A 21,489-nucleotide genomic window follows, 5' to 3' on the forward strand; every position below is an offset into this window, starting at 1 on the left:
CGGAAGCCTCTGAGTAATGTGATGTAGGACTTGAAGGCTTTTGCTCCAGCAGTGAGGGCAGGGGAGAGAGCCTTAAGGCGCGGCGATACCTCCCAAGTCAGTCAATGCCTCGGCAGCTATCTTCGAAACTCCGCTCGTTGCTGATCGGGAGAAAATTGGGCTCGTGAAAGCACTCGAATTTCACAGGGTCACTTGAGGACGCAAAACTCGCATTAATAGTGTATCGCAGACGATTGGAGCTCCTCCAAAAGCAGCAACAAGCGTAAGGCGATAGGCCATGCTCGGCATGGCATCGAATGTACCTGGGAAGCGAAACTCGTTGTATTCTTTTGGCCTGCCCGCTGCGACAACGCTGACCTTAGCAAGCCCTTCGGGCGTCAGCTCTTGCTGGCTACGATCTACATCAATGGAAAATCCATTGCTAAGTAGGTGCGGTAGTTCCTCAGCCCACGCGATGCAATCTTTAACTCGGTCATGAACAAAGCAACGGTAGAATATGATCGAGATCATTCTAGACTTAACTCAACTAAATAGCTGTTTAGTGTAATTAACCTTGGTTCCGATTTCGCGATCATCAGACGGATGGTATCGAGGAGGAGATAGCACATCAATGCCGTACTATTTTTCATTACTTAGGAATCACAACGCTCGGATAGGAAAGTGCTGACCACGCCGGGCGTACCCGAACTTCATCATTACATCGTACATATATTATCGATTTATCTATTAAGTTTTACACGGTATTGCAATCACTTGATTGCTGAATAGACGACTATCGGCTCTCGAACCATTTACGCCCGCTGATGATTACCAATTCCGAGGATTCATCATTTTTTTCACTTTTTTCCGGCGAGTTAAAAATCTTGCGCAACCCAAGTATTACGGGCGCATCAGAATTTTTATCGGTAAAAAATGAGGCTTATTTCCGATAATTTAGAGGTTTTTTTTCTTTTTTCCGGTGATTAAAAAATGCGTTTCTGGCTTTAAAATCGGGTCTACGAGCACCTTACCTTGCCTAAATACTGCCTCTGCGCCTCCGACAATCCCCACGTAATCCCTTTTTTCACGCTTCAAGGGCAAATATTCCGGCGATTTAACATTCTTTTTCCACCACGTTTTTTTTCCGGTGATTTAGCATTTTTTCTGTATCGCTCTGGGCTCCAACCGCTCTAGCATCGCGATGAGAGCCACAGGAGCACCTGGAGCCGCCCCATATTTTATGCGTAGGGGGTCATTTGCAATTTCTAGATGTAGGTTGAGGCTAGATCCACAGGTATATGATTTCTAGAGGATTCCGGTGAATCAATAATTATTGTCCGGTGAATCGCTGATCGCGACATGAAAAGCATCGAGCAGAGCCCCACAAGGAGAATCCTTAGGTTCGCATAATGTATATTATGTTAAACCAGATGCCATGTTAGAAATGTTCATGCTGTTTATCCAATTCCAGCATTCACCGGTGCGCCAATCGCGGTTTAAGTGGAAAGCCCCTTGCTATCCCCCTCAAACCCATGATTCCCGGGGGGGTTAGCGCATTCAGCATGTCAATGCGACAGGTTTTTTTAACGAAATCAGTGGAAAAATCTGTTAGGTAAAAATTCGTAATCTACTGATTAACAACAATATTTATTAGTTAAGCTCAAATGTAATAGCTCCCTAGCCCAAGGAGAAATTAATGGACTGAGATCCGAAGGTACGAATCCATGGCTGCCCTGAAACCCACGAAAGACAGGGGTTCCAGCGATTTTTGAGGAAATGCGTGGACATTCCCACCCTCCGTTTCCCGAGACGAAACAAGTGGACATTCCATGCCAACAGAGCGCTGGCAAGGTCTTTCCGTAGCCTGCTGAAACTCAGCGTCCGCTTGCACACCAGCCCCTAAACCGAAGCCTCTCAAAGCCGCTGCAACTTCCTCAAAGCCCCGTAATACCGGGCCAGCGCCATATCCACCATCGTTCGTGTTGCAATCACGCACTGATGCATCCTGCTCGCCGCCGCTCCTGAACGACATGATCAACAACACGTAGCTGGATCGTGGCCTCCCTCGATGGCGCCGTTGTTTATTAAAACAATAAGTGGAAATGCCATGTGCTAATCGTACTTAAAACCCATGAAAGCCACGAAGACAGGGCTCTCTCAGGTATTCAACGAAATAAGTGGATGTTCCAGAGGGCGTTTCCATTTAAAGATTTAAATGGAAAAACCATTCGTGCTTTTCCACTCATTTATTGAGATCTGCCTGGTCTACGTTGCAGCGCATATCATTCGGTCAATGCAGAGCCTGAAGCATGAATTACACAACAATTGCCACTGACCGTGTGCCGAAAAAAGCCGCTCCAACAAGCCTAACTCCGCTTTAAGCCCAAAACCCCCAAAGAAGCAAAAACAGAATTCGCACACTCTGACAATATTAGGTTAAATAATTTTTGGAATAATTCAGAAAGATCTCAATCCATTACGGTACGGAGACTTAAGCTGGATCTGACAATACATAGTTAAATAAAAAAATCCCAAGCACGACATAAGGCGAAAAAAATTCACGCAAAGAAATTAGCGGAAAAACCAACAGAACTATCGCTCCTAGTTCATGCTTCAGGCTTTTGTCAAGTTGAAACTAAAAACTATATCCGCTGAGTAGGGGGAGTTGCAGCGGCGTCTTTCAGGGGCTACCATCGATCAATGTTCATCGGTTCGGAGTAGGGAAGATGAAAAATGCATCTGCCCTGCCCTAACTTCCAGTTACTTCCATTACTGGAAGTTTCTAATCACCGCAAAGTCATACGGTAGTGCACCAAGATGTCTACGCAACCAATGCCTATTTTTGAGACCTACGAAATCTTCATTGATATGGACTTTAGTTTGCGTGAGTCTAGTGTGGCTTGCGTTCGCCAGTATATTGAAAAGTTTCCCGCATTGGTGGAGGCCAATAAAGGTTATCTGATCACCCGCGAATTTCTTCGCGCTTTTTCGGACAATAGCCAGACTTTTACTTCTTATAGAACCCATGTCGAGCGGTTGTTGCTATGGACACTTATCATAAGGCAAAAACCTTTCTCTCAGCTCAAACGACAAGATGCTGAAGATTATCTGGAATTTTGCCGTAATCCTCCCGCTGAGTGGATAGGCCCAATTGTGCGCGGTCGGTTCGTGACTTGCGACAATACCGAATCTACTTGGAGTGAGCCCGTCATTCCAAATCCAAAATGGAGGCCATTCAGCCTGAAATGTCCTAAGGGTTTATCGGACGGGCTGATACCGGCTCCAGACGATACCCCCCAGGGTATAGAGCTTGTCCCAGCTCCCGGTGTTATCACGCGATACAAGGCTTCCAAAAGCACCATTAACCAGATTTATACGATTTGCAGCCGCTTCTTTGAGTTCATGGTTGAAGACGGAACGGTTGCGGCCAACCCTTTCCGGATGATCAAGAAGAAAAGCCTCAACCGTGGAACCCCTCAGGAGGAAGGGATAAACCGTGCTCTGACCCCTTTGCAGTGGGACTATGTGCTGGAAACCGCTGAGCATATGGCCGTTGAGAAACCCGACCGGCATGAGCGCACATTGTTCATTGTCGCGACCTTGTTCGCTATGTATCTGCGGGTGTCCGACATCGTCGGCAGACCTAACTGGCATCCGGTCATGGGTGATTTCCGACTCGATCCTGAGGGCAATTGGTGGTACCACGTGATCGGAAAAGGTAACAAGGCCGGGAAGGTCGCGGTCAGGGAAGAGTATATTTCAAAGTATCTGACGCGCTACCGGCGTTTTGTTGGGCTGTCTCCGCTGCCTGAGTGGAATGAACAGACGCCTCTGCTCATGACTCTGCGTGGTCGTCCAGGGCTCTCCGGTCGGCAGGTGCGCGCCCTCCTCCAATCGGTATTCGATAACGCCTTGGCGCGAATGCGCGATGAGGAGCGTGAGGAACACGAGATGAACAGTCTGCGGGCGGCTTCTGCACACTGGCTCAGGCATACCTCTGCGACGTTCGATGCGCCGCTACGCAGTCCGAAGGATCTGCAGATGGACTTGCGTCATAGCAGTCTCAGTACGACTCAAAATGTCTATTACCACTCGCATGACCAAGAGCGCAGTCGTTCAGTGCGTGACGTAGGCATGCGCGATAGAGGTTAATAGCACTACCCTGCTCCACTCAATTGCCTGCTGCATAGGTCTATCGGGAAGACGTGAATTGAATAAGAGCGAATCTTCCTAGCCGGTGAACTTTGGTGACTTCGCACGAAGCACGATGCACCGCTTCGCTCGTTTGAAATTTACACTTGTTGCATGACAAGCGCTTCAAGCACGGATAGTGTCAGCGCCATGAATGTCTCAAACCCGGCACTTTTCGAGTCGATTCCTCCTTCAATACTGGTGAGCGCAGACTTGCTGGTGACGAAGACAGCTTTCCTCGCCGGTCTGGTCGCACCTGAAACCGCTGCGTGCATAAGCAAGCTGCTGATGGAGTCTGCCGCCCATTATCCAAGGATTATAGACGGGCACCACACTGAGCCGGGGGTTCTGAAGGATGCCCCCAGTTTGGCGAACATGCAGTCCACGTTGCGGGAAATCACAGAGTTGCGTCGACGTATTCTTGCGGCGCTAGCCCACCACTGTAGACGCTGACGCCGAATTGACCTACGTGCCGACGCAAGACTGCCCTACCGTAAGTAGGCAGAAATCCAGCATAGGCAATAGTTCGCGAGGAATAAGACTGGGTCAGTGACATCTCGGCCACTGGGTCAATTCGGCGTCAGCACCAACACCTGTACGCAAAGCACGTTGCCATTGCCGACCTAAAGCTATGGAGACCACACGTGAGAAAGCCACCTATGAAAATCATGATCGGGCCCGAAGCAGCGACATTTAGAGAATGCCTCGACGAGCCGCCTACTGCTAAGCCGCACTCCCGCAAACCCGCCAGTAAGATTTTTAGGTCAACCCAAGTTCGTCAATTACCTTGGCTATTTTCTGCCGCCCTTCTCCACTGATAGTTCCCAGGGTGTACCCGAGCAGCCTGCGGTCGTAAGCGGGTCTGAATATGAAGCGTGGAGGATCGAATCCTATCTGGTACCTCAGACAAGAACTGGAAATCTACATGGATTCTGAATTTGTCGAGCTTGCTCGCACGGCTGAATTTGTGAAATCTCTAATTGATAGTGAGGCTGTAAGTAAGAAGCCGAACCCTAGGTTCGGCTGTTGACTCACACCAGTAATAAATTACTCAATTAGGCGTGGTTCACCCACATCTGCGGCCCCAACATCAAGCCCAAACTTCGTCAAGATCTCGGCGATCTTACCTGAACGATGAAGTTCATCAATATTGGCGTTTAGTGCATCGCGAAGTCCAGTATTGGTTTTATCATGGGGCAGAGTCGCTTGTCCCGCCTGAATAGTTGCTCGAATACGTTGATCCGGTTCGGAAACTTTTATCAGAATCCCTGGATAACCACCTTTCTTCTGAGCTGTGAGTCCAACCGCGTAACTATCTATCCCAACCTCAATTCGCCCTGCAGACAAATCTTGAGCCATTGCCACAGGATTCGGATAAATTGTTAAGTTTGAACCCACCACATCCTGAAGATTTTTGACCCACAATGATCCCTGGACAGTACCTACCTTTTTGTCTTTAATCTCTTCGATTTTTGTATAACCTGCCTTGCTCAGTAGCCCCATCTGGTCAAGATACATAGGGGCGGAAAGACCCATGATTTTGGCCCGTTCTGCAGTTCTGTACCAGTCGCCGATGGCTACATCAGCTCTCTTCGTGACGACATACTGAATAGTCGCCGCAGGATCCATCATAAGCGGTTCTACTTTCAGGCACTCCATCTCGGCAATGAGCTTGACCACTTCTCCGTCTACACCCGTAAGGGTTTTGTTCGCCCCTGTATACGAATATGGAGGAAACTCATATGCCGCCACCAACAAAACACCAGGTTTGATGGTTTCGAATTTGTGTGCCGATTTACATTCATTGGCGTAAGCGCTAACGCTAGACAGGGTTACGATCGATGAGATAGCTAGCATTGCGACGGTGCGAATGTTACGAATCATCATGGCTTCCTCGTGGACTACACATCTATTTTAGTTTTGGCAGATTGTAACTTGGCGTCAATAACACCAAACTTATTGCTCACAGCGATAAACCAATAAAACCACGCAGCCATCTTGAGAGCCAGCAGTATGGAGTGCTCCAACCGCACGCTGACAATATTGTCCTGCGCTATAGACGTTTTCGTCGTCGTAGAGCGTCCCTTCGAGGATGAACACCTCTTCCAATTGATTGTGGCAGTGGGATTCCGCGAAGGCTCCTGGCAAAACCTTCATGAGCATCGTTCGCTCACCGGTTCTCTTATCCTCAAAGATTGGTTTTATTAAAAACCCATGTAGATCCGTCAACTCCCATTCACACGCAGGAAGATTAACGCGATGAGTGCCAATTTTCTGTCTGTCTAATGGCGTTACACCCATTTCTTAGTACCCACTTATAGGGTTATTGAATTACTACTTTTTAGTGCCCGACTCCTCTCAGCGATCAACCACTAGATCGGTTAGAGGTTTTGAGCAACAGGGCAGAAACATTCCACCGTCAATCTCCCGCTGTCGGATTCCTCCATTATGGTTCATAGACACAGAACCGGTAATGAGTTTGGATTTGCAGGTTCCACACAAGCCATTAGAGCAGGAGGATGGAATCTTGATACCCGACTTTTTAGCGGCGGCCAACACGGTCTGATCACTCGCAACGTCAATGGTGCGGGTTTGTTTGATAAATTCGACCTTGAACCCTGTTTCAGTCATCACCTCTTGGGCAGGCTCGATACCTGGTAGTGGTACTGCGTCCTGGAAGCTTTCTTCAATATAACGTGACTCAGACACACCCATCTGAGTAGATATTTCTCGTGCAGCAGACATGAACGGCCCTGGGCCGCAACACATAACCAGCCGTTGAGAAATATCCGGCACAGTAAGGGAGAGCAACTCTTTTGATATACGTCCAACAAAACCCGGCCAAGACCTCTCGTTGGATATCTCCTCTGGAATAAGAATAAGCCGTAGGCTCTTAAGCTTCGTTGCGAGAGTTGCTAGCTCATCTCGAAAAATAAAATCCTGAGGGCTTCTTGCTGCATGTACAAAAGTCACATCCGCCGTAGCAGAAAGATCAGCCAGTTCCCTAACCATTGACATCAATGGAGTAATGCCGGAACCAGCTGAAAGGAAGAGATATTTCTCGTTGTGATCTGCCGATTTAGTGAAATTCCCAAGTGGGCCAAAACCTTTCACTACAGTATTCGGTGAAAGATTTTCATGCATCCAGTTAGAAACGACACCACCAGGGACTCGTTTTACAGTGACTGAGATAGCGTTAGGTCTCAACGGAGATGATGAAATGCTATAACACCGACTCGTAAATTCACGATTAATAGGCAAGTCGAAAGCAAAATACTGGCCAGCGCGAAATCGGAATAGCTTTCCGTCTAGAGAGACAAATGTGAACGTTTTTACGTCGTGCGTTTCAGAATGCACATCTACACAAACAAGATTTTCATCCGTTTCTTGATCCCAGAAATCGACCTGCACTTGCTCCCTACTCGAAAATACATTTTCAGTATCCATGAGCTTTCATCCGTTCTACATACCAAGTAGAAAAATTGTCCAATTGGCGTTCCGTGAAGTCGGAATAAACACCTGGTTCATAGGCTGGGTCTTTGATTCCATCATGGGAGCGAGCAACCAATTTTGCATCTTGGTCAGTTGTCGCAATCCAAACGCTTGTCAATTTTTCCAAGTCGTAGTCGACGCCCTCTACAGCGTCTTTATGAACGAGCCATTTCGTTCTAACCAATGTTTTATCTGGCGACAAAGGAATTAACATGGACGTAACAGCGTGGTCACACATAAAGTGATTCCAAGAGTTGTGCCCCCAAAGATGAGTATCTCCGAGATCTTTACGCGTCAGTGTCCCCATAAGCTTTGCCGATGCAGCTGTAGCGTCAGGAGTTTGTGACTCGCCAGCACCAGAAATAATCAACCGCTGAGTTCTGAAGTTTGTAGCATTCCCAGATAGTTGTTCAACAGCAGCTGATGGGTAACCTTCTGCCTCCCAGGCCTTTGTCTGCTCCGCATAGCGAATACCGTGCTGAATGGCAGTTTCACGGTCATCCTCACTTAAGACTGCAGGATCGTAGCCGAAATCTACCTCAAAGAAAGATACGCACAGCTCCGGATGATTAGCAGAACAATGGTAGCACTCGCGATTATTCTCGATTGTTAACTTCCAATTGCCCTCCTCGATTACGTCTGTTTGGTAAGCAATCTTGGTGTTTTTAATATCGTAGGAGCGCAAACGCTCAGTCATCACTCGCTCCAGATTATCAATATCTTCTGGAGGATTTTCAGAGAGACAGACATATATAAGTCCGCCGATAGACCTAAAATTTACAGGCTTTAACGCCCTGCAAGACTTATCAAAGTCAACCCCCATATGAGGTGCGTAGACCAACTCACCCGACAACTCATAAGTCCATTGATGATATGGGCAAACCAATTTAGAAATTATGTGATTACCTGGCTCAAGCAATCTTGATCCTCGATGACGACATACGTTACGCACGACACGTATCGACTCGTCTTCATCCCGGAGAAGTATCAAGCTAGTGTTACCAATATCAATAACCGATGCGTCACCTGGCTCGGGGACATCACACTCCAGGCCAATGTAAATCCAATGATTTTGAAAAAAAACCTCTAAATCCGCCTGAAAGACATCGCTTCGTGTGTACAACCCTCCAGGTAAGGATTGACCCTTGATTCGTGATGCAATCAGCGATGAGATATGCGGTTCGGGACTAATAATCATAACGTCACCAAGCTTATTGTTAATAATGATTCTGTGGTCGTGATAATATCGCTCTGAACAACAAACCTTACAACCGCATAAATTATTAAGTCACGCATAAGAAAATATTATACGATCTATCACATAAATCTTGGCCGGAGGATCTGTCTGATGAGGTTGCTCAGAAATGTACCGTCACTGACCGCGCTTGTCGCACTAGAGGCGGTAATTCGGCACAAAAGCTTTACCGAAGCAGCTCGTGAGCTTGGCGTTACCCAAGCTGCGGTCAGCAGGCAAATAGCCTGCCTAGAACAAGATTTCGGGGTATCACTTTTTACAAGAGGGCATCGTTCCATCCAACCAACTAATGCTTGTGCAGCTCTGGGAGTCGCATTAGCAGAAAATTTTTTAGGTATTACAGAGGCAGTTGAAGCTATCCGCGCCACAGGTAAGGAGCAGGTAGTCACTATTGGTGCAACAGTGGCATTTTCGACTTTTTGGCTTCTTTCGAGATTGATCGAATTTCGCCGGCTGCATCCAGAAATACAACTCCGAGTTATTTCGCAAGACTCAAAGATCAACATGGAATCTAGCAATGTTGATGTAGTAATTCGTTATGGCAACCCGCCCTTTGACGATGGCACTGTATTAGCCTCTTGTGGAGACACCATCGCTCCAGTTTGTTCGCCAGAGTATGCAACTAAGATCGCAGATAAACATTTCTGGGAAATTGGAACCGATCTTATCGAATATGATGCAGCAGATAGTTTGTGGTATAGCTGGCCAAAATGGTATGCGCAGATGGGACTCAAGAAACCATCTGGTGAGCCGTCGATGAAATTCAGTCATTACACTGAAACTATTGCAGCTGCGAAAGCAGGTCAAGGTGTAGCACTTGGTTGGGGAGTGCTAGTCAACACATTCATCCAGGATGGTAGCCTAGTTGCTTTATCTGAGCGTACATTGGTTCCGGATGGTCAATACAACATATTGGTACCCTTAAACTCCTCCAGAAACGGTGTGGGAGAACTCGCTGCCAACTGGCTTATTTCAGCCCTGCAGGACTCGACTAACAACCTGTAACCTTGGAGAAATTTTTGGTCAGATCAGATTCAAGAGTTTTGGCTGGCTGACTCGGTGACAAACCTTATCAAATGTGCCATTAGAATTTTGTCGTGCAGACCCGCACTCGACCACTGAAGCTGCCCAAAAAGAAAGCCAACGACTATTTTTGAGATGTAAGACAAACGGCCAGGTACGGACTTAAAATACATCGGAGAAAGAATATCTTCTAGCAATGATAAATAACTCTGCTGGAGATCGCGTATATCAGTTTGTCGCTTCACATCCAAGCTAACAACTTCTCTATAAAGCAGAATAAGCCCTCGCTCATCAACACCTCTGAAAGAACTGAATGATTGCAGGAATGCTTGAAATTTTCTTTCCGGGGTTCCTTGTCTTTTTGTCGAACGCTTAGTCGTAGCAATCAGACTGGAAAGAGTCAACTCGAGAATTTCGTACAATAACTCTTGTTTGTTTTCAATGTGATTGTACAACGATCCCGCATTTACACCGACCTGCTTCGCCAAATCTCTCATGCTGATGGCTTGGAAACCATATTCGGAGAACAGTGCTATTGCAGCATCTATAATGCGGTCACGGGTACCGCCTTCAACATTCGAAAGGAGTGCGGACATAGGGATTGTAACTCCTAAATTTTAATCGGCGCCAAAATGCACTGCTAATTGGCGCCTTTATACATATATTCTATTATTCTATTAGGCGGGGCTCTCCGACCTCAGTAATAGACTCGCTCAACCCAAACGAGGTGACAATTTTCTTTATCTGACCGTTTTCGTGCATTGTCCGTACATTACTGGATAGAGCGCTGCCAAGTAGATCATTAGACTTCGTATAAACGAATGCAACTTGGCCCGGCTGCATAGTTGCTTTTACTCTATCATCAGCGTCGGCAACAACAATTTTGCTGTTTGCATAAGCTCCTTTTTGCTGCGCAGCAATAGCCACTGCGAAGCTATCAGCTACTGCCTGTAGGCGGTTTGATGCGAGATCTTGTGCTGCTGCAACTGCATTTGGATACAACACCAAGTTATCGCCAAATATCTTCTTAAGATCTGAAACCCAAAGATTACCTTGCGCGGTACCTATTTTCTTACCATTGAGATCTGAAATTTTTGCAACACCTTCAGCCGATATTATGCCCATTGCATCTAAATAAATCGGGGCTGACAAACCTAAAATTTTGTTGCGTTCAGCTGTGCGGTACCAATCACCAATGCCAATATCTACTCTTTTGGAGACCACCGACTGAATTACGGCGGAGGGATCAACAACAGTAGTTTTTATTGTCAGACACTCATTTTTCGCGATGACTTTAAGAATCTCACCCTCTACACCACTAATATCATTTCCCCCTTTGGGTATCGAGTAAGGCGGGAAAGCATATGCAGCAACGGTTAATACTCCAGGCGTCAATGTTTCGAATTTATGTACCGGTACGCATTCTTCTGCGGCCTGAACGACACTGCTACCAACAGCACCAGCGATCAACGCACACTTAATTAGTTCAGATAAAATCTTCATACCATGCTTCCCTTTATGTCAATTAAGTTCGACTTACGGCAACACTAACATCTTAGGTTTGACCGCTCGCACCTAGCTTTTTCTCGAGCGAAGTCACAATTATCGTGGCAGGGATACATACTACTGCGTACATAATCCCGGCCAAAGCAAGCACTGGCATATATTGAAATGTATTTGATCCAATAGCTGAAGCCCGACTCACAAGCTCCGGAAGAGCGATAGTGAAGCATAAAGATGACGCCTGAAACATAATGATTGAAAAGCCCAGTAACGATGGAACGGCTATGCGAAGGGCTTGAGGAACTATAATAAATCTGAGAGCGTCCAGCTTAGTAAGCCCAATAACATCAGCTGCTTCTCTCTGCCCACTCGCTACTGCCTCAAGTCCTCCTCTAATAATTTCACTTGTATATGCGCCAGTGCAGCAAGCCAACGCTAACGCTGCCGCAGTGAATGAGGATAACGTAATTCCGGCGGAAGGAAGCCCATAGTAAAAATATTGTAACAATATCAATGCCGGGGCTCCGCGCCCCAACTCTACCACGAACAAAAACATTAACCTGACAGCCTTGTTTGGTGCTGATACACCGAGCGCAAAGACCAAGCCCAGTGGAATCCCCAACAACAGACAAACTCCGGTTACCTGCAAAGACAGAACAAAGCCCTGCAGAAGATCCGGAAACCATTCCCACCACATACCAAGAAGATCAATCATCTAGAAGTCCTCGTGTTCAACGTAGCCCCGAGCCAACGCGAAAACAACGCGATAGGTACGCTTAGAAGCAAGTAAAGCAAAGCAGCAGTGGTATATACCTCTATCCCTTTGAACGTCTGTTGAGTGACTTGATATGCCACTGCACTGATATCTGTGACACCAATAGTGGATGCTACGGCAGAGTCCTTCAGCAGACTGATAGCGTAAGTTGCGGCTGAAGGCACCACAATCCTAAGCATTTGAGGAAGAATTATATCGACGAACCGTTGCCTGGCATTGAGGTTTAGCACGTGTGCCGCTTCGTATTGTCCGACCGAAACAGCACTCAGCGCTCCACGATACACTTCAGACATTTGCGCAGCAGTGATTATCCCAAGGCCCGTAATAGCAGCTGCAAACGGTGAAAGATTAAGGAAGCCGCCACCCACGCCAAAGAAGACGAAGAATAGCCATACAATAGGTGGAATTGATCGAATAATTAAAACTAACGATGCCGTCGTAAAGGAAACCATCCTAAATTTAGACATTCTAGCCCAGCATATTGGGAAGCCAAGTAGGCAGCCTATCGTAAATGATAGTAACGTGACGGCAATAGTCCAAGGGACGCCGTCGAGCATTGCTTTGAATACGTCAAACATTACCTGTCCCTCACAGCCCGGAGAAACTGCACTACTCGCTCGTGTTGTGGATTACGCATCACCTCTCGGCTTACCCCCTGCTCCAGGATTCGCCCCTCTGCCATCACAACGACTCGGTCTGATACTGTTTCTGCGAAGTGCATTTCATGAGTGACCATGATCATCGACATGCCTTCGTTCGCGAGTTCTTTCATTACTGCAAGAACTTCCAGCCCTAGCTCTGGATCAAGAGCTGAGGTCGGCTCATCAAAAAGCATCAGCTCAGGCTCCAGAGCGAGCGCGCGAGCGATGGCGATCCGCTGCTGCTGGCCACCTGAGCACCGAGCCGGATACAGCTCGGCTTTATTGGCCAAACCAACTCGGTCGAGCAGCTCTAAAGATTTTTTGTCGGCGTCTCGTTTTGAGCGTCCCATCGTACGCACCTGTGCAAGGCTAACGTTTTGAAGGACAGTGAGGTGAGGGAACAGGTTGAATGATTGAAAAACCATTCCGATTCGTCGTCGAAGCTTAACCAGGTCACTTCGCGATGAAGGACGTCCCGCCTCTATAGTAACGCCATCCATGCTGACTGACCCTGCCGTGGGCGGCGACAGCTGATTAATACAACGAAGCAGCGTGCTTTTACCTGATCCGCTTGGGCCAATGATCGCAAGCACTTCACCTTTACACATCTCAAGGCTAACGTCGTGCAAAACCTCATAAGGCCCGAAGCTCTTATAAATTCCTTTCAGGCTTAGGAAAGCCTGTTCTGTTTTTTGCACCTCAACAACCGAAGGTACAGCGGTACTCACGACACTTACCGAACTCATCTTGTATTCCTCCAAATGCGCACTGACGCTATTTTTGACAGCACAGGCCTCACATTGTTGAGGCCTACCGCTGAATCCGGTTTGAGACTACATTTCTGGTTAGGTTATATAGTCACTGTGCTTTGTGTCTGTCTTATCGGTTGCGCGCACTCTATTAATAAAAGCTATTCGAGTGTTTTTGCGCCACCAACTGGTCGTGGGCAGGAAGGTAAGAAATTAATCGCATTAACTCGCTTATCAGATTTCCTCGCATGTGTCCGCGCTTACGACCACCTGCTTCTAACGAAATCAAATTACGGTCTTTATTGCTGTACATACAAACCTCAACTAGCCTGGTGATTTATATATTGTTCTAATGGCAGTGCAAAGGTACGGTTTTGTAAAATATTATAGATATCTTTTTCTATTATAGGTCTTTGACGATGCGCAGCGCGTCATAGATGGCGGCATGAGTATTCCTTGCGGAAACTGCATCACCAATTCGGAACAGCTGGAATTTACCGTCTGGGTTCGTGTTGATTTTTTGTGGATTACCGGCAATCAAATCTATGTATTCAACAGCACCTTCGTTGGAGGCGAATGGCTTCAGATCAAAATACAACTCGTCCAGTGGGCGAGTGCCGTGGTTTACCACCACCTGGTCGACAATACGCTCCTTTGTTAAAGAGCTATAGTCAGTACCTACTATCGCTTTGAGCTGATTCCCCTCGCGTTCAACTGCTATCAGACGGTACGTAACGGTGAAAGTCGTATCCAACTTTTGTAAGGATCGCATGTATGGCACGAGGTTCATGCTCATAACCTCAGGCGCGAAGTTACGGTCAGGCGTCATAATTTCCGTATGGGCACCGCTTTGAGCGATAAATTCGGCTGCCTGCAGTCCCGCATGGTCACCTGCGTCATCGAATACCAGCACATTCTTCCCAGGCTTAACGTCACCGGAAATAATGTCCCAAGCCGAAACAAGCAACTCGTTGCCTTTCTCCAAGACTTCCGTGTGCGGGAGACCTCCCGTAGCCACAATCACAACATCGGCTTTTTCACCGAGCACGATGTCAGTATCCGCCCAGGTGTTGAAATTGAATTTCACACCGAAGCGTTCGCATTGAGCCATACGCCAATCAATGATGCTGATCATTTCCTTACGCCGCTCCGATTGTGCGGTCAAGCGAATTTGACCACCGGGCTGGTCTGCGACTTCATAAACTACGACATCATGCCCTCGTTCGCCAGCGACCCGAGCGGCTTCCAATCCCCCAGGGCCTGCGCCGATGATGACGATCTTTCGCTTCTTATCAGCTTTGGGAATGTCGTGAGGCATAGTAGTTTCACGGCCAGTCGCAGCGTTATGGATACAGTAGGCTGCACCAGCGTTGTAGATTCGATCCAGGCAGTAGTTGGCCCCTACGCATGGACGAATATCATCCTCACGCCCTTCAATGATTTTTTTGACAATGTGCGGGTCAGTCATGTGAGCCCGTGTCATACCGACCATGTCAATCAAACCAGATGCGATAGCATGACGAGCAGTTGCCACATCGGGGATCTTGGCAGCGTGAAAGGTTGGGAACCCTGTAAGCGACTTGATCTCACCTGCAAAATCCAGGTGGGGTGCGTTGCGCATACCTTGGATCGGGATGATGTCAGTAAGGCCGGCATCGGTCGCAATATTGCCGCGAATGACGTTTAGGAAATCGATCATGCCACTGTCTTTGAGCAGCATTGAGGTTTCCAACCCCTCGTCTTTTTGCAGACCTCCTGCGAGCAACTCATCACCGGTATAGCGAATGCCAACGATGAATTCAGTGCCTACTCGCTTACGGATAGCGGTCAGGACTTCAAATGTGAAACGAAGGCGATTTTGAAGCGAGCCACCGTAAGGGTTATCAAGTTCGTTGGTAAGCGGTGACCAGAATTGATCCATCAAGTGGCCATACGCCTGGAGCTCAATACCATCCAGCCCTGCGGCCTTCATACGCTCAGCTGCATCTGCGTAATCTTGGATGATCCTGTCAATGTCCCACTGCTCGATAACCTTCGGGAAAGCTCGGTGAGCCACTTCGCGATTATGGGACGGCGAAACAACAGGTAGCCAATCTCCTTTATCCCAGCGAGTGCGACGGCCGAGGTGAGTCAACTGAATCATCACTGCAGCGCCGTGCTCGTGACATTCGTCCGTCAGATCCTTCATCCACCCGACCACCTCATCCTTATAAGCAAGGATGTTGTTGAATACAGGCGGGCTGTCACGAGAAATGGCGGCAGAGCCAGCGGTCATCGTCATCGCCACACCAGCCTTAGCACGCTCGACGTGATATGCACGATACAGCTTCTTGGGCATACCATCTTCAGGGTAAGCAGGCTCGTGGGACGTGGTGATGATGCGGTTGCGCAGGGTGAGGTGCTTCAGTTGAAAGGGTTGCAGCAACGGATCGTTTTTCATGATGGCGTCTCAGGTCTTATTGGTCATCAGCTATGAGCGACATTACGACCCAATGTACACATGTGTCAAGAGGGTGTTCACAGGTGTTTTTCGCGCTTGCAGGGTGACGATCTGCCTTGTACTATCCAAGACATGAACAAGCCCCTACCCAGTACAGAATCTATCCGAGTGCCGCTTGAAAGCTGGCTCAAAGCGGCTTACGACAGCTTGATTGAGTCCGGCATCGATGCCGTAAAAGTTTTGCCGTTAGCAAAGAAATTAAACATCTCACGTACGAGTTTTTATTGGTACTTTGAGGATCGTGATGCTCTGCTAACTGCGTTGATTGCATTATGGAAAAACAAAAATACAGACAATTTAGTTAAGCAGTCGAGAGCGTATGCGGAGTCACTTTCCGAGGCCATACTGAATGTATTCGATTGCTGGCTGAATACTGAGCTGTTCGACTCGCAGCTTGAATTTGCCATGAGAAGTTGGGCTCTACAGTCCGAAGAAGTTTCTACGGAAATCCTGTCTGCGGACGAGCTACGAATTGATGCTTTGGCGAACATGTTCGGCCGTTTCGGTTTTAATCCACTTCAGGCAAGAACTCGTGCTAGAGCGCTCTATCTCACTCAGATTGGTTACATCAGCATGAAAATGGCAGAGCCTACCGAGTATAGAATGCGCTACATCCCTGAATACTTAAAGATTTTTACGGGTGTAGAGCCTGAACCTCGGGAACTTGAGAGATTTTATAGCCGACACGGATTTACTTTGTGTGACTTTGATTTTTCCAAAGACAATGCATGAGTCAAAGACTGTATCTTTGGATGTAATATTCTAGAAGCATACCTCCTACCCAATGAAAGTCGTCACATCTTCAATACGCTAATGGCCACATTTTCCATGGCGTTTTAAATTACTCATGAAACTTTATCCCATGGCTAGTCATCGGGAGTAAGACGACGGCGCCCAGGGGCGCCGCTGAAACCGATTTACTCGGCTTTAAAGCTGTATACAGCGAGTTTGTTGCCATCCAGGTCACGGGCGTAAGCAGCATAGGCATTAGGTGCCCAGTCGCGAGTGCCGGCGGCACCTTCGTCTTTGCCACCAGCAGCCAGAGCGGCCTCATGGAAGGCGTTGATAGTGGCGCGATTCGGAGCCTCGAAGCTGACAGTTACGCCGTTGCCAACGGTAGCAGGCTGGCCGTTTGCAGGCTTGAGTACGAAAAAGGAAGGCTTGTCCACGCCCCAGATAGAGCCGTTATCGCCCAAGTCGGCGATTCGCTTGAAGCCAATCTTGCCGAGTACCTCGTCGTAAAACTTACGAGCTTTTTCCAGATCGTTGGTGCCAACAGTTACATGAGTGAAGATCGACATGAGTTTCTCCGTCGCGGGTGGGTTGTTGTGGAAAGAAACCGATGTCTCCGAAGAGACACCGGGAGAATGTTTAGAAGTGGACGACCGAACGAATGCTCTTACCTTCGTGCATCAATTCGAAGGCCTCGTTGATCTGCTCCAGGCTCATGGTGTGGGTGATGAACTTGTCCAGCGGGATCTCTCCCTGCTCGGATTTAGCAACGTAGCTCGGCAGGTCAGTACGCCCTTTCACGCCACCGAATGCAGAGCCGCGCCATACGCGACCAGTCACCAACTGGAAGGGGCGAGTGCTAATTTCAGCGCCAGAGGGAGCAACACCAATGATGATGGATTCGCCCCAGCCCTTATGGCAGGACTCAAGCGCCGCACGCATAAGTTGAACATTGCCAATGCACTCGAAGGAGTAATCAACGCCGCCGTCGGTCAACTCGACGATAACCTCTTGGATTGGGCGGTCGAAGTCCTTCGGATTGACGAAATCAGTGGCTCCCAATTCCTCCGCGATAGCGAACTTGCTCGGGTTGATGTCAATGGCAATGATGCGCGATGCCTTAGCCATCTTGGCGCCGATAATTGCGGCCAAACCAATACCACCCAAGCCAAAGACAGCGACTGTTGCGCCCTCTTCCACCTTAGCGGTGTTCAGCACAGCGCCAATGCCGGTAGTTACACCGCAGCCCAGGAGACATACCTTCTCAAGTGGAGCCTCCTTCGGGATCTTCGCCAAGGAGATTTCCGGCAGCACGGTGTACTCGGAAAAGGTGGAACAGCCCATATAGTGGTAAACCGGCTCGCCGTTGTAGCTGAAACGGGTGGTTCCATCGGGCATAAGCCCTTTACCCTGGGTAGCACGCACCGCCTGGCACAGATTGGTCTTGCCGGAAACGCAGAATTTGCACTTCCCACATTCTGCGGTGTACAGCGGAATAACATGGTCACCTATCTGCAGCGAGGTCACGCCTTCGCCGACTGCTTCAACGATGCCGCCACCTTCATGGCCGAGAATGCACGGGAATACGCCTTCGGAATCCTGACCGGAAAGTGTGTAAGCGTCTGTGTGGCAAACACCGGTTGCAACGATGCGAACCAAAACCTCACCAGCCTTCGGAGGCTGAACATCGACCTCAACGATCTTGAGAGGCTCATTAGGGCCGAATGCAACAGCTGCGCGCGACTTGATCATGGGAATGGGTACCTATCGACTGTAATTCAGGTAACCCACAATAGAAAAAATAGACCCGGCTTGCTGTTGTAACCGACATAGAATCCGGCCAAGTTGCCATGAAATTGGGCCAAGCATTTAAGAAGAGAGAAATTTTATGAACGATATTGAGATTACAACCTGCAGAACGATCGATATTGTGATTTATCCAGACTTCAAATCATTTGAAGCCATTGGCCCAATGACTGTGTTTACTTATGCGAATAAGCACTTAGAAGCTCAAGAAAAACCACTGGGATATCGACTCAGAATTATCTCGACAAAAGTAGGCCCCATTACCTCTGACACGTTGATGAGTTTGCATGCCTCCCACCCATTGATCGAATCCGACCTCCCCCATTCGGTGATGATAGTCGGCGCCCATGAGATTGAGCGCATAGTGGAAGAACAACCCGAGATTGTGGAATGGACTAAGCGCGTCGCTCCAAATGTACCTCGCTTTGCGGGTCTGTGCTCCGGTGCATTTTTCCTTGCGGCAGCAGGCCTGCTAAATGACAAACGGGCAACTACTCATTGGCGAATGGCGGAGGTTATGCAGCAGAAATATCCAAAGGTTCAGGTAGACATTGATTCCATTTTTACTCAGCAAGGCAATCTTTGGACATCTGCCGGCGTAAGCGCCTCAGTGGATCTAGCCTTAGCCTTTGTGGAAGCTGATTTTGGGCATGAGCTTGCCCTACAAGTCGCCAGGGATCTTGTGATTTTTCTTAAGCGTCCGGGAGGACAATCTCAATTCAGCGCCAACCTGACAAGCCAAATGACGCAGTCTTCAAGCATGCGAGCAGTGCAGGAGTGGGTATTGAGTAATATCGATCAAAGGATAAGCGTCCCGTTGATGGCCGAGCGGGCGTCAATGAGCCTCAGGCACTTCACTCGGACATTTCATAAGGAGGTAAACATGCGCCCATCCGAGTTCATTGAAAAAGCCCGAATCGATATGGCACGCCGGCTGCTGAGCGAAAGTGAGCTACCGATGAAAAGTATTGCTTACAAATGTGGATTTTCGAATACAGACCAGATGCGTATTGGTTTTCGCAAATATCTGTCCGTCACTCCGAAGGAATATCGGGAACGATTTATAAGTGTCTAGCCTTTTGATTGGACACAAACTGCGCCCTCATCAGCGCCCCCCTCAAAAAAAACCCCATCGGTTGATGAACAAACGATGGGGAAAACACGCCGACACAAAAAGTCGGTTTACCCATTTGCGGGGAATGGGAGGGTCTAGTCAGTTAGCAGCGGAAAAAACGATCTAAATACGATTGCATTTCACTTACTAACAATAATTCAAATTCAAGCCTCTGAAAGCGAGCTATAGACTCTTGCCAGCTTATGTTCGTATTAAGCAGCGGAAAGCTGTGTCAGATGCATGCTCGCGACCATGTGCATGCTCCAATCAATTCCATCCGAAGACTTCAACTCATCGATTAAAAGAATCCATTTATCTACAAGCACAGCATTCTGAGTCAACCACGCTTGCACCGATTCAGCGCCATCCAAGGACTCCGCCCCTGAGCTCATGATCGAAACAACAATGGTGCCCCACAGTTTCTCGACGTTATCCCTTAATGACTCGCTGGCCAGTGACTGCCAATTGCTTTCAGTCGGTAAATTACTCAGTTCTAGAAGGTACCAGTTCAGCTCAAGAGCACTCCCTGCTGCAATGAATGCTTTAACCATTTCGGCGGGGCTATGGGTGATGCTACCTGAGGCTTCAATCGCCGGCAGTAGGTTGTACAAATGATCTGCACCGGCAACCATTCGAGCTAGAAGCTCAGGCACTCCGGCGTGAACGAACTCGTGATAACGATGCTCCCACTCATCACGTGCCTGACCTCCGAGCAGCTCATCCAACTTCAGTCCAAGTGCTGCGATATGCGGGCCAAAGTGACTTACGTCGCGGGCGGCATCTTGTTCGCTGCCACGGGCACGCAGGAACCAGCGCGTAGCGCGACGGCCCAGACGCATCAGCTCGTCCATCAGTTCCAGTTGCACGTCGGCGGAGACCTGGTAGTCCAGGGCTTCGATCTGACGGAACCAGTGCGGGAGATGGAAAATGTCACGCACGATCACATAAGCGCCAGCCACGTTCGCCGGGCTCATGCCGGTCGACTCTTTGAGTCGCTGAACGAAGGTGATGCCCATGTGGTTGACCAGATCGTTGGCGATCTGGGTGCTGACGATTTCGCGCTTCAGACGGTGACGGCGCATGGCCGCGGAGAACTTGCTCACCAGCGTCGGCGGGAAAGCGGTTTCCATGTCGCGGGTCAGGTAGTCGTCGTCCGGCACCAGGGAGCCCAGCAGCTGCTCCTTGAGGTCGATCTTGCTGTAGGAGATCAGCACCGACAGCTCGGCACGGGTCAGGCCGTGGCCTTCCGCAACGCGCTCGTTGATCGCTTCTTCCGCCGGCAGGAACTCGATGGCACGATCCAGCTTGCCACGGTTTTCCAGATCGTTCATCAGACGCTTGTATTCGGCAATCCGCGGCAATGCGCGGCGGGCTGCCAACGACAGGGCCTGAGTCTGCTTGTAGTTGTTGCCCAGCACCAGATTGCCGACTTCGTCGGTCATGCTCGCCAGCAACTGGTTACGTTGCTTGTCGGTCATGTCACCGGCGTGAACCACTTCGTTCAGCAGGATCTTGATGTTTACTTCGTGGTCGGAGCAGTCCACACCACCGGCGTTGTCGATGAAGTCGGTGTTGGAGCCGCCGCCATTGAGACCGAATTCGACACGACCCAGTTGGGTCATGCCGAGGTTACCGCCCTCGCCCACGACTTTGCAGCGCAGTTCGTTGCCGTTCACGCGCAGTGCATCGTTGGCCTTGTCGCCGACATCGGCGTGGCTTTCGGTGCTGG

Annotated in this window: 18 protein-coding genes; 4 read left to right on the top strand and 14 right to left on the bottom strand. The window is 48.8% G+C overall.

The genetic code is table 11. From position 1 onward, the window contains the following. Positions 1 to 180 precede the first annotated feature (180 nt). A complete protein-coding gene (locus CKW15_RS21130) occupies positions 181 to 510 on the bottom strand; it encodes a hypothetical protein (RefSeq protein ID WP_095152644.1) in 330 nt (109 codons plus the stop codon). A 2,286-nt stretch (positions 511 to 2,796) separates the two neighbouring features. Between CKW15_RS21130 and CKW15_RS21135 the strand changes: the two genes are divergently transcribed. After that, positions 2,797 to 4,131, top strand: a complete 1,335-nt coding sequence (locus tag CKW15_RS21135) for an integrase (protein ID WP_095152645.1) — start codon at positions 2,797 to 2,799, stop codon at positions 4,129 to 4,131. Between the two features lie 1,086 nt (positions 4,132 to 5,217). On the opposite strand, the gene CKW15_RS21145 is transcribed toward CKW15_RS21135, so the two are convergent. From CKW15_RS21145 to CKW15_RS21160, 4 genes are all read right to left on the bottom strand, one after another. Next, positions 5,218 to 6,054: a transporter substrate-binding domain-containing protein gene (locus CKW15_RS21145; RefSeq protein ID WP_095152660.1), complete on the bottom strand. Its 837-nt coding sequence runs from the start codon at positions 6,052 to 6,054 to the stop codon at positions 5,218 to 5,220. Between the two features lie 72 nt (positions 6,055 to 6,126). Then, positions 6,127 to 6,471, bottom strand: coding sequence for a cupin domain-containing protein (locus CKW15_RS21150; protein ID WP_095152647.1), 345 nt, complete (start codon positions 6,469 to 6,471; stop codon positions 6,127 to 6,129). A gap of 57 nt (positions 6,472 to 6,528) precedes the next feature. Continuing rightward, a complete protein-coding gene (locus tag CKW15_RS21155; protein ID WP_095152648.1) occupies positions 6,529 to 7,617 on the bottom strand; it encodes a hybrid-cluster NAD(P)-dependent oxidoreductase in 1,089 nt (362 codons plus the stop codon). After that, on the bottom strand, positions 7,607 to 8,860 hold the full coding sequence (locus tag CKW15_RS21160) for an SRPBCC family protein (protein ID WP_095152649.1): 1,254 nt from the start codon (positions 8,858 to 8,860) through the stop codon (positions 7,607 to 7,609). The genes CKW15_RS21155 and CKW15_RS21160 overlap by 11 nt, the downstream gene beginning before the upstream one ends. A 150-nt stretch (positions 8,861 to 9,010) precedes the next feature. Between CKW15_RS21160 and CKW15_RS21165 the strand changes: the two genes are divergently transcribed. Next, complete coding sequence (locus tag CKW15_RS21165; protein ID WP_095152650.1) at positions 9,011 to 9,922, top strand: LysR family transcriptional regulator; 912 nt, start codon at positions 9,011 to 9,013, stop codon at positions 9,920 to 9,922. 29 nt (positions 9,923 to 9,951) lie between these two features. Here CKW15_RS21165 and CKW15_RS21170 read toward each other — a convergent pair whose 3' ends face one another. The 6 genes from CKW15_RS21170 to CKW15_RS21195 all read right to left on the bottom strand — a co-directional run bounded on the left by CKW15_RS21170 (position 9,952) and on the right by CKW15_RS21195 (position 16,048). Continuing rightward, positions 9,952 to 10,536: a TetR/AcrR family transcriptional regulator gene (locus CKW15_RS21170; RefSeq protein ID WP_095152651.1), complete on the bottom strand. Its 585-nt coding sequence runs from the start codon at positions 10,534 to 10,536 to the stop codon at positions 9,952 to 9,954. Between the two features lie 73 nt (positions 10,537 to 10,609). Continuing rightward, entirely contained in the window at positions 10,610 to 11,443 is an 834-nt protein-coding gene (locus tag CKW15_RS21175; RefSeq protein WP_095152652.1) for an ABC transporter substrate-binding protein, read from the bottom strand. 52 nt (positions 11,444 to 11,495) lie between these two features. After that, positions 11,496 to 12,158: an amino acid ABC transporter permease gene (locus tag CKW15_RS21180; RefSeq protein ID WP_095152653.1), complete on the bottom strand. Its 663-nt coding sequence runs from the start codon at positions 12,156 to 12,158 to the stop codon at positions 11,496 to 11,498. Then, a complete protein-coding gene (locus CKW15_RS21185) occupies positions 12,155 to 12,796 on the bottom strand; it encodes an amino acid ABC transporter permease (protein WP_095152654.1) in 642 nt (213 codons plus the stop codon). The genes CKW15_RS21180 and CKW15_RS21185 overlap by 4 nt, the downstream gene beginning before the upstream one ends. Continuing rightward, complete coding sequence (locus tag CKW15_RS21190) at positions 12,796 to 13,605, bottom strand: amino acid ABC transporter ATP-binding protein (protein WP_095152655.1); 810 nt, start codon at positions 13,603 to 13,605, stop codon at positions 12,796 to 12,798. Before CKW15_RS21190 ends, CKW15_RS21185 begins: the two co-directional genes overlap by 1 nt. Before the next feature lie 406 nt (positions 13,606 to 14,011). Then, positions 14,012 to 16,048, bottom strand: coding sequence for an NADH:flavin oxidoreductase (locus CKW15_RS21195; RefSeq protein WP_095152656.1), 2,037 nt, complete (start codon positions 16,046 to 16,048; stop codon positions 14,012 to 14,014). Positions 16,049 to 16,180: 132 nt separating this feature from the next. Here CKW15_RS21195 and CKW15_RS21200 point away from each other — a divergent pair, with 132 nt between their 5' ends. Continuing rightward, the gene (locus CKW15_RS21200; protein ID WP_095152661.1) at positions 16,181 to 16,840 is read left to right on the top strand and encodes a TetR/AcrR family transcriptional regulator; all 660 of its coding nucleotides are present in this window, start codon (positions 16,181 to 16,183) and stop codon (positions 16,838 to 16,840) included. Between the two features lie 185 nt (positions 16,841 to 17,025). Here CKW15_RS21200 and CKW15_RS21205 read toward each other — a convergent pair whose 3' ends face one another. Next, a complete protein-coding gene (locus CKW15_RS21205) occupies positions 17,026 to 17,409 on the bottom strand; it encodes a VOC family protein (RefSeq protein WP_095152657.1) in 384 nt (127 codons plus the stop codon). 70 nt (positions 17,410 to 17,479) lie between these two features. Next, positions 17,480 to 18,592, bottom strand: a complete 1,113-nt coding sequence (locus tag CKW15_RS21210) for an S-(hydroxymethyl)glutathione dehydrogenase/class III alcohol dehydrogenase (protein ID WP_095152658.1) — start codon at positions 18,590 to 18,592, stop codon at positions 17,480 to 17,482. Positions 18,593 to 18,728: 136 nt separating this feature from the next. On the opposite strand from CKW15_RS21210, the gene CKW15_RS21215 reads away from it, so the two are divergent. Continuing rightward, positions 18,729 to 19,721 (top strand): GlxA family transcriptional regulator, encoded by a 993-nt coding sequence (locus CKW15_RS21215; RefSeq protein ID WP_095152659.1) that lies wholly within the window; start codon positions 18,729 to 18,731, stop codon positions 19,719 to 19,721. A 251-nt stretch (positions 19,722 to 19,972) separates the two neighbouring features. On the opposite strand, the gene CKW15_RS21220 is transcribed toward CKW15_RS21215, so the two are convergent. Then, the coding region (locus CKW15_RS21220) for an NAD-glutamate dehydrogenase domain-containing protein (protein ID WP_143498493.1) at positions 19,973 to 21,489 on the bottom strand (1,517 nt) is incomplete at its 5' end.

Source organism: Pseudomonas sp. Irchel s3b5 (genome assembly GCF_900187435.1).
Lineage (GTDB): Bacteria > Pseudomonadota > Gammaproteobacteria > Pseudomonadales > Pseudomonadaceae > Aquipseudomonas.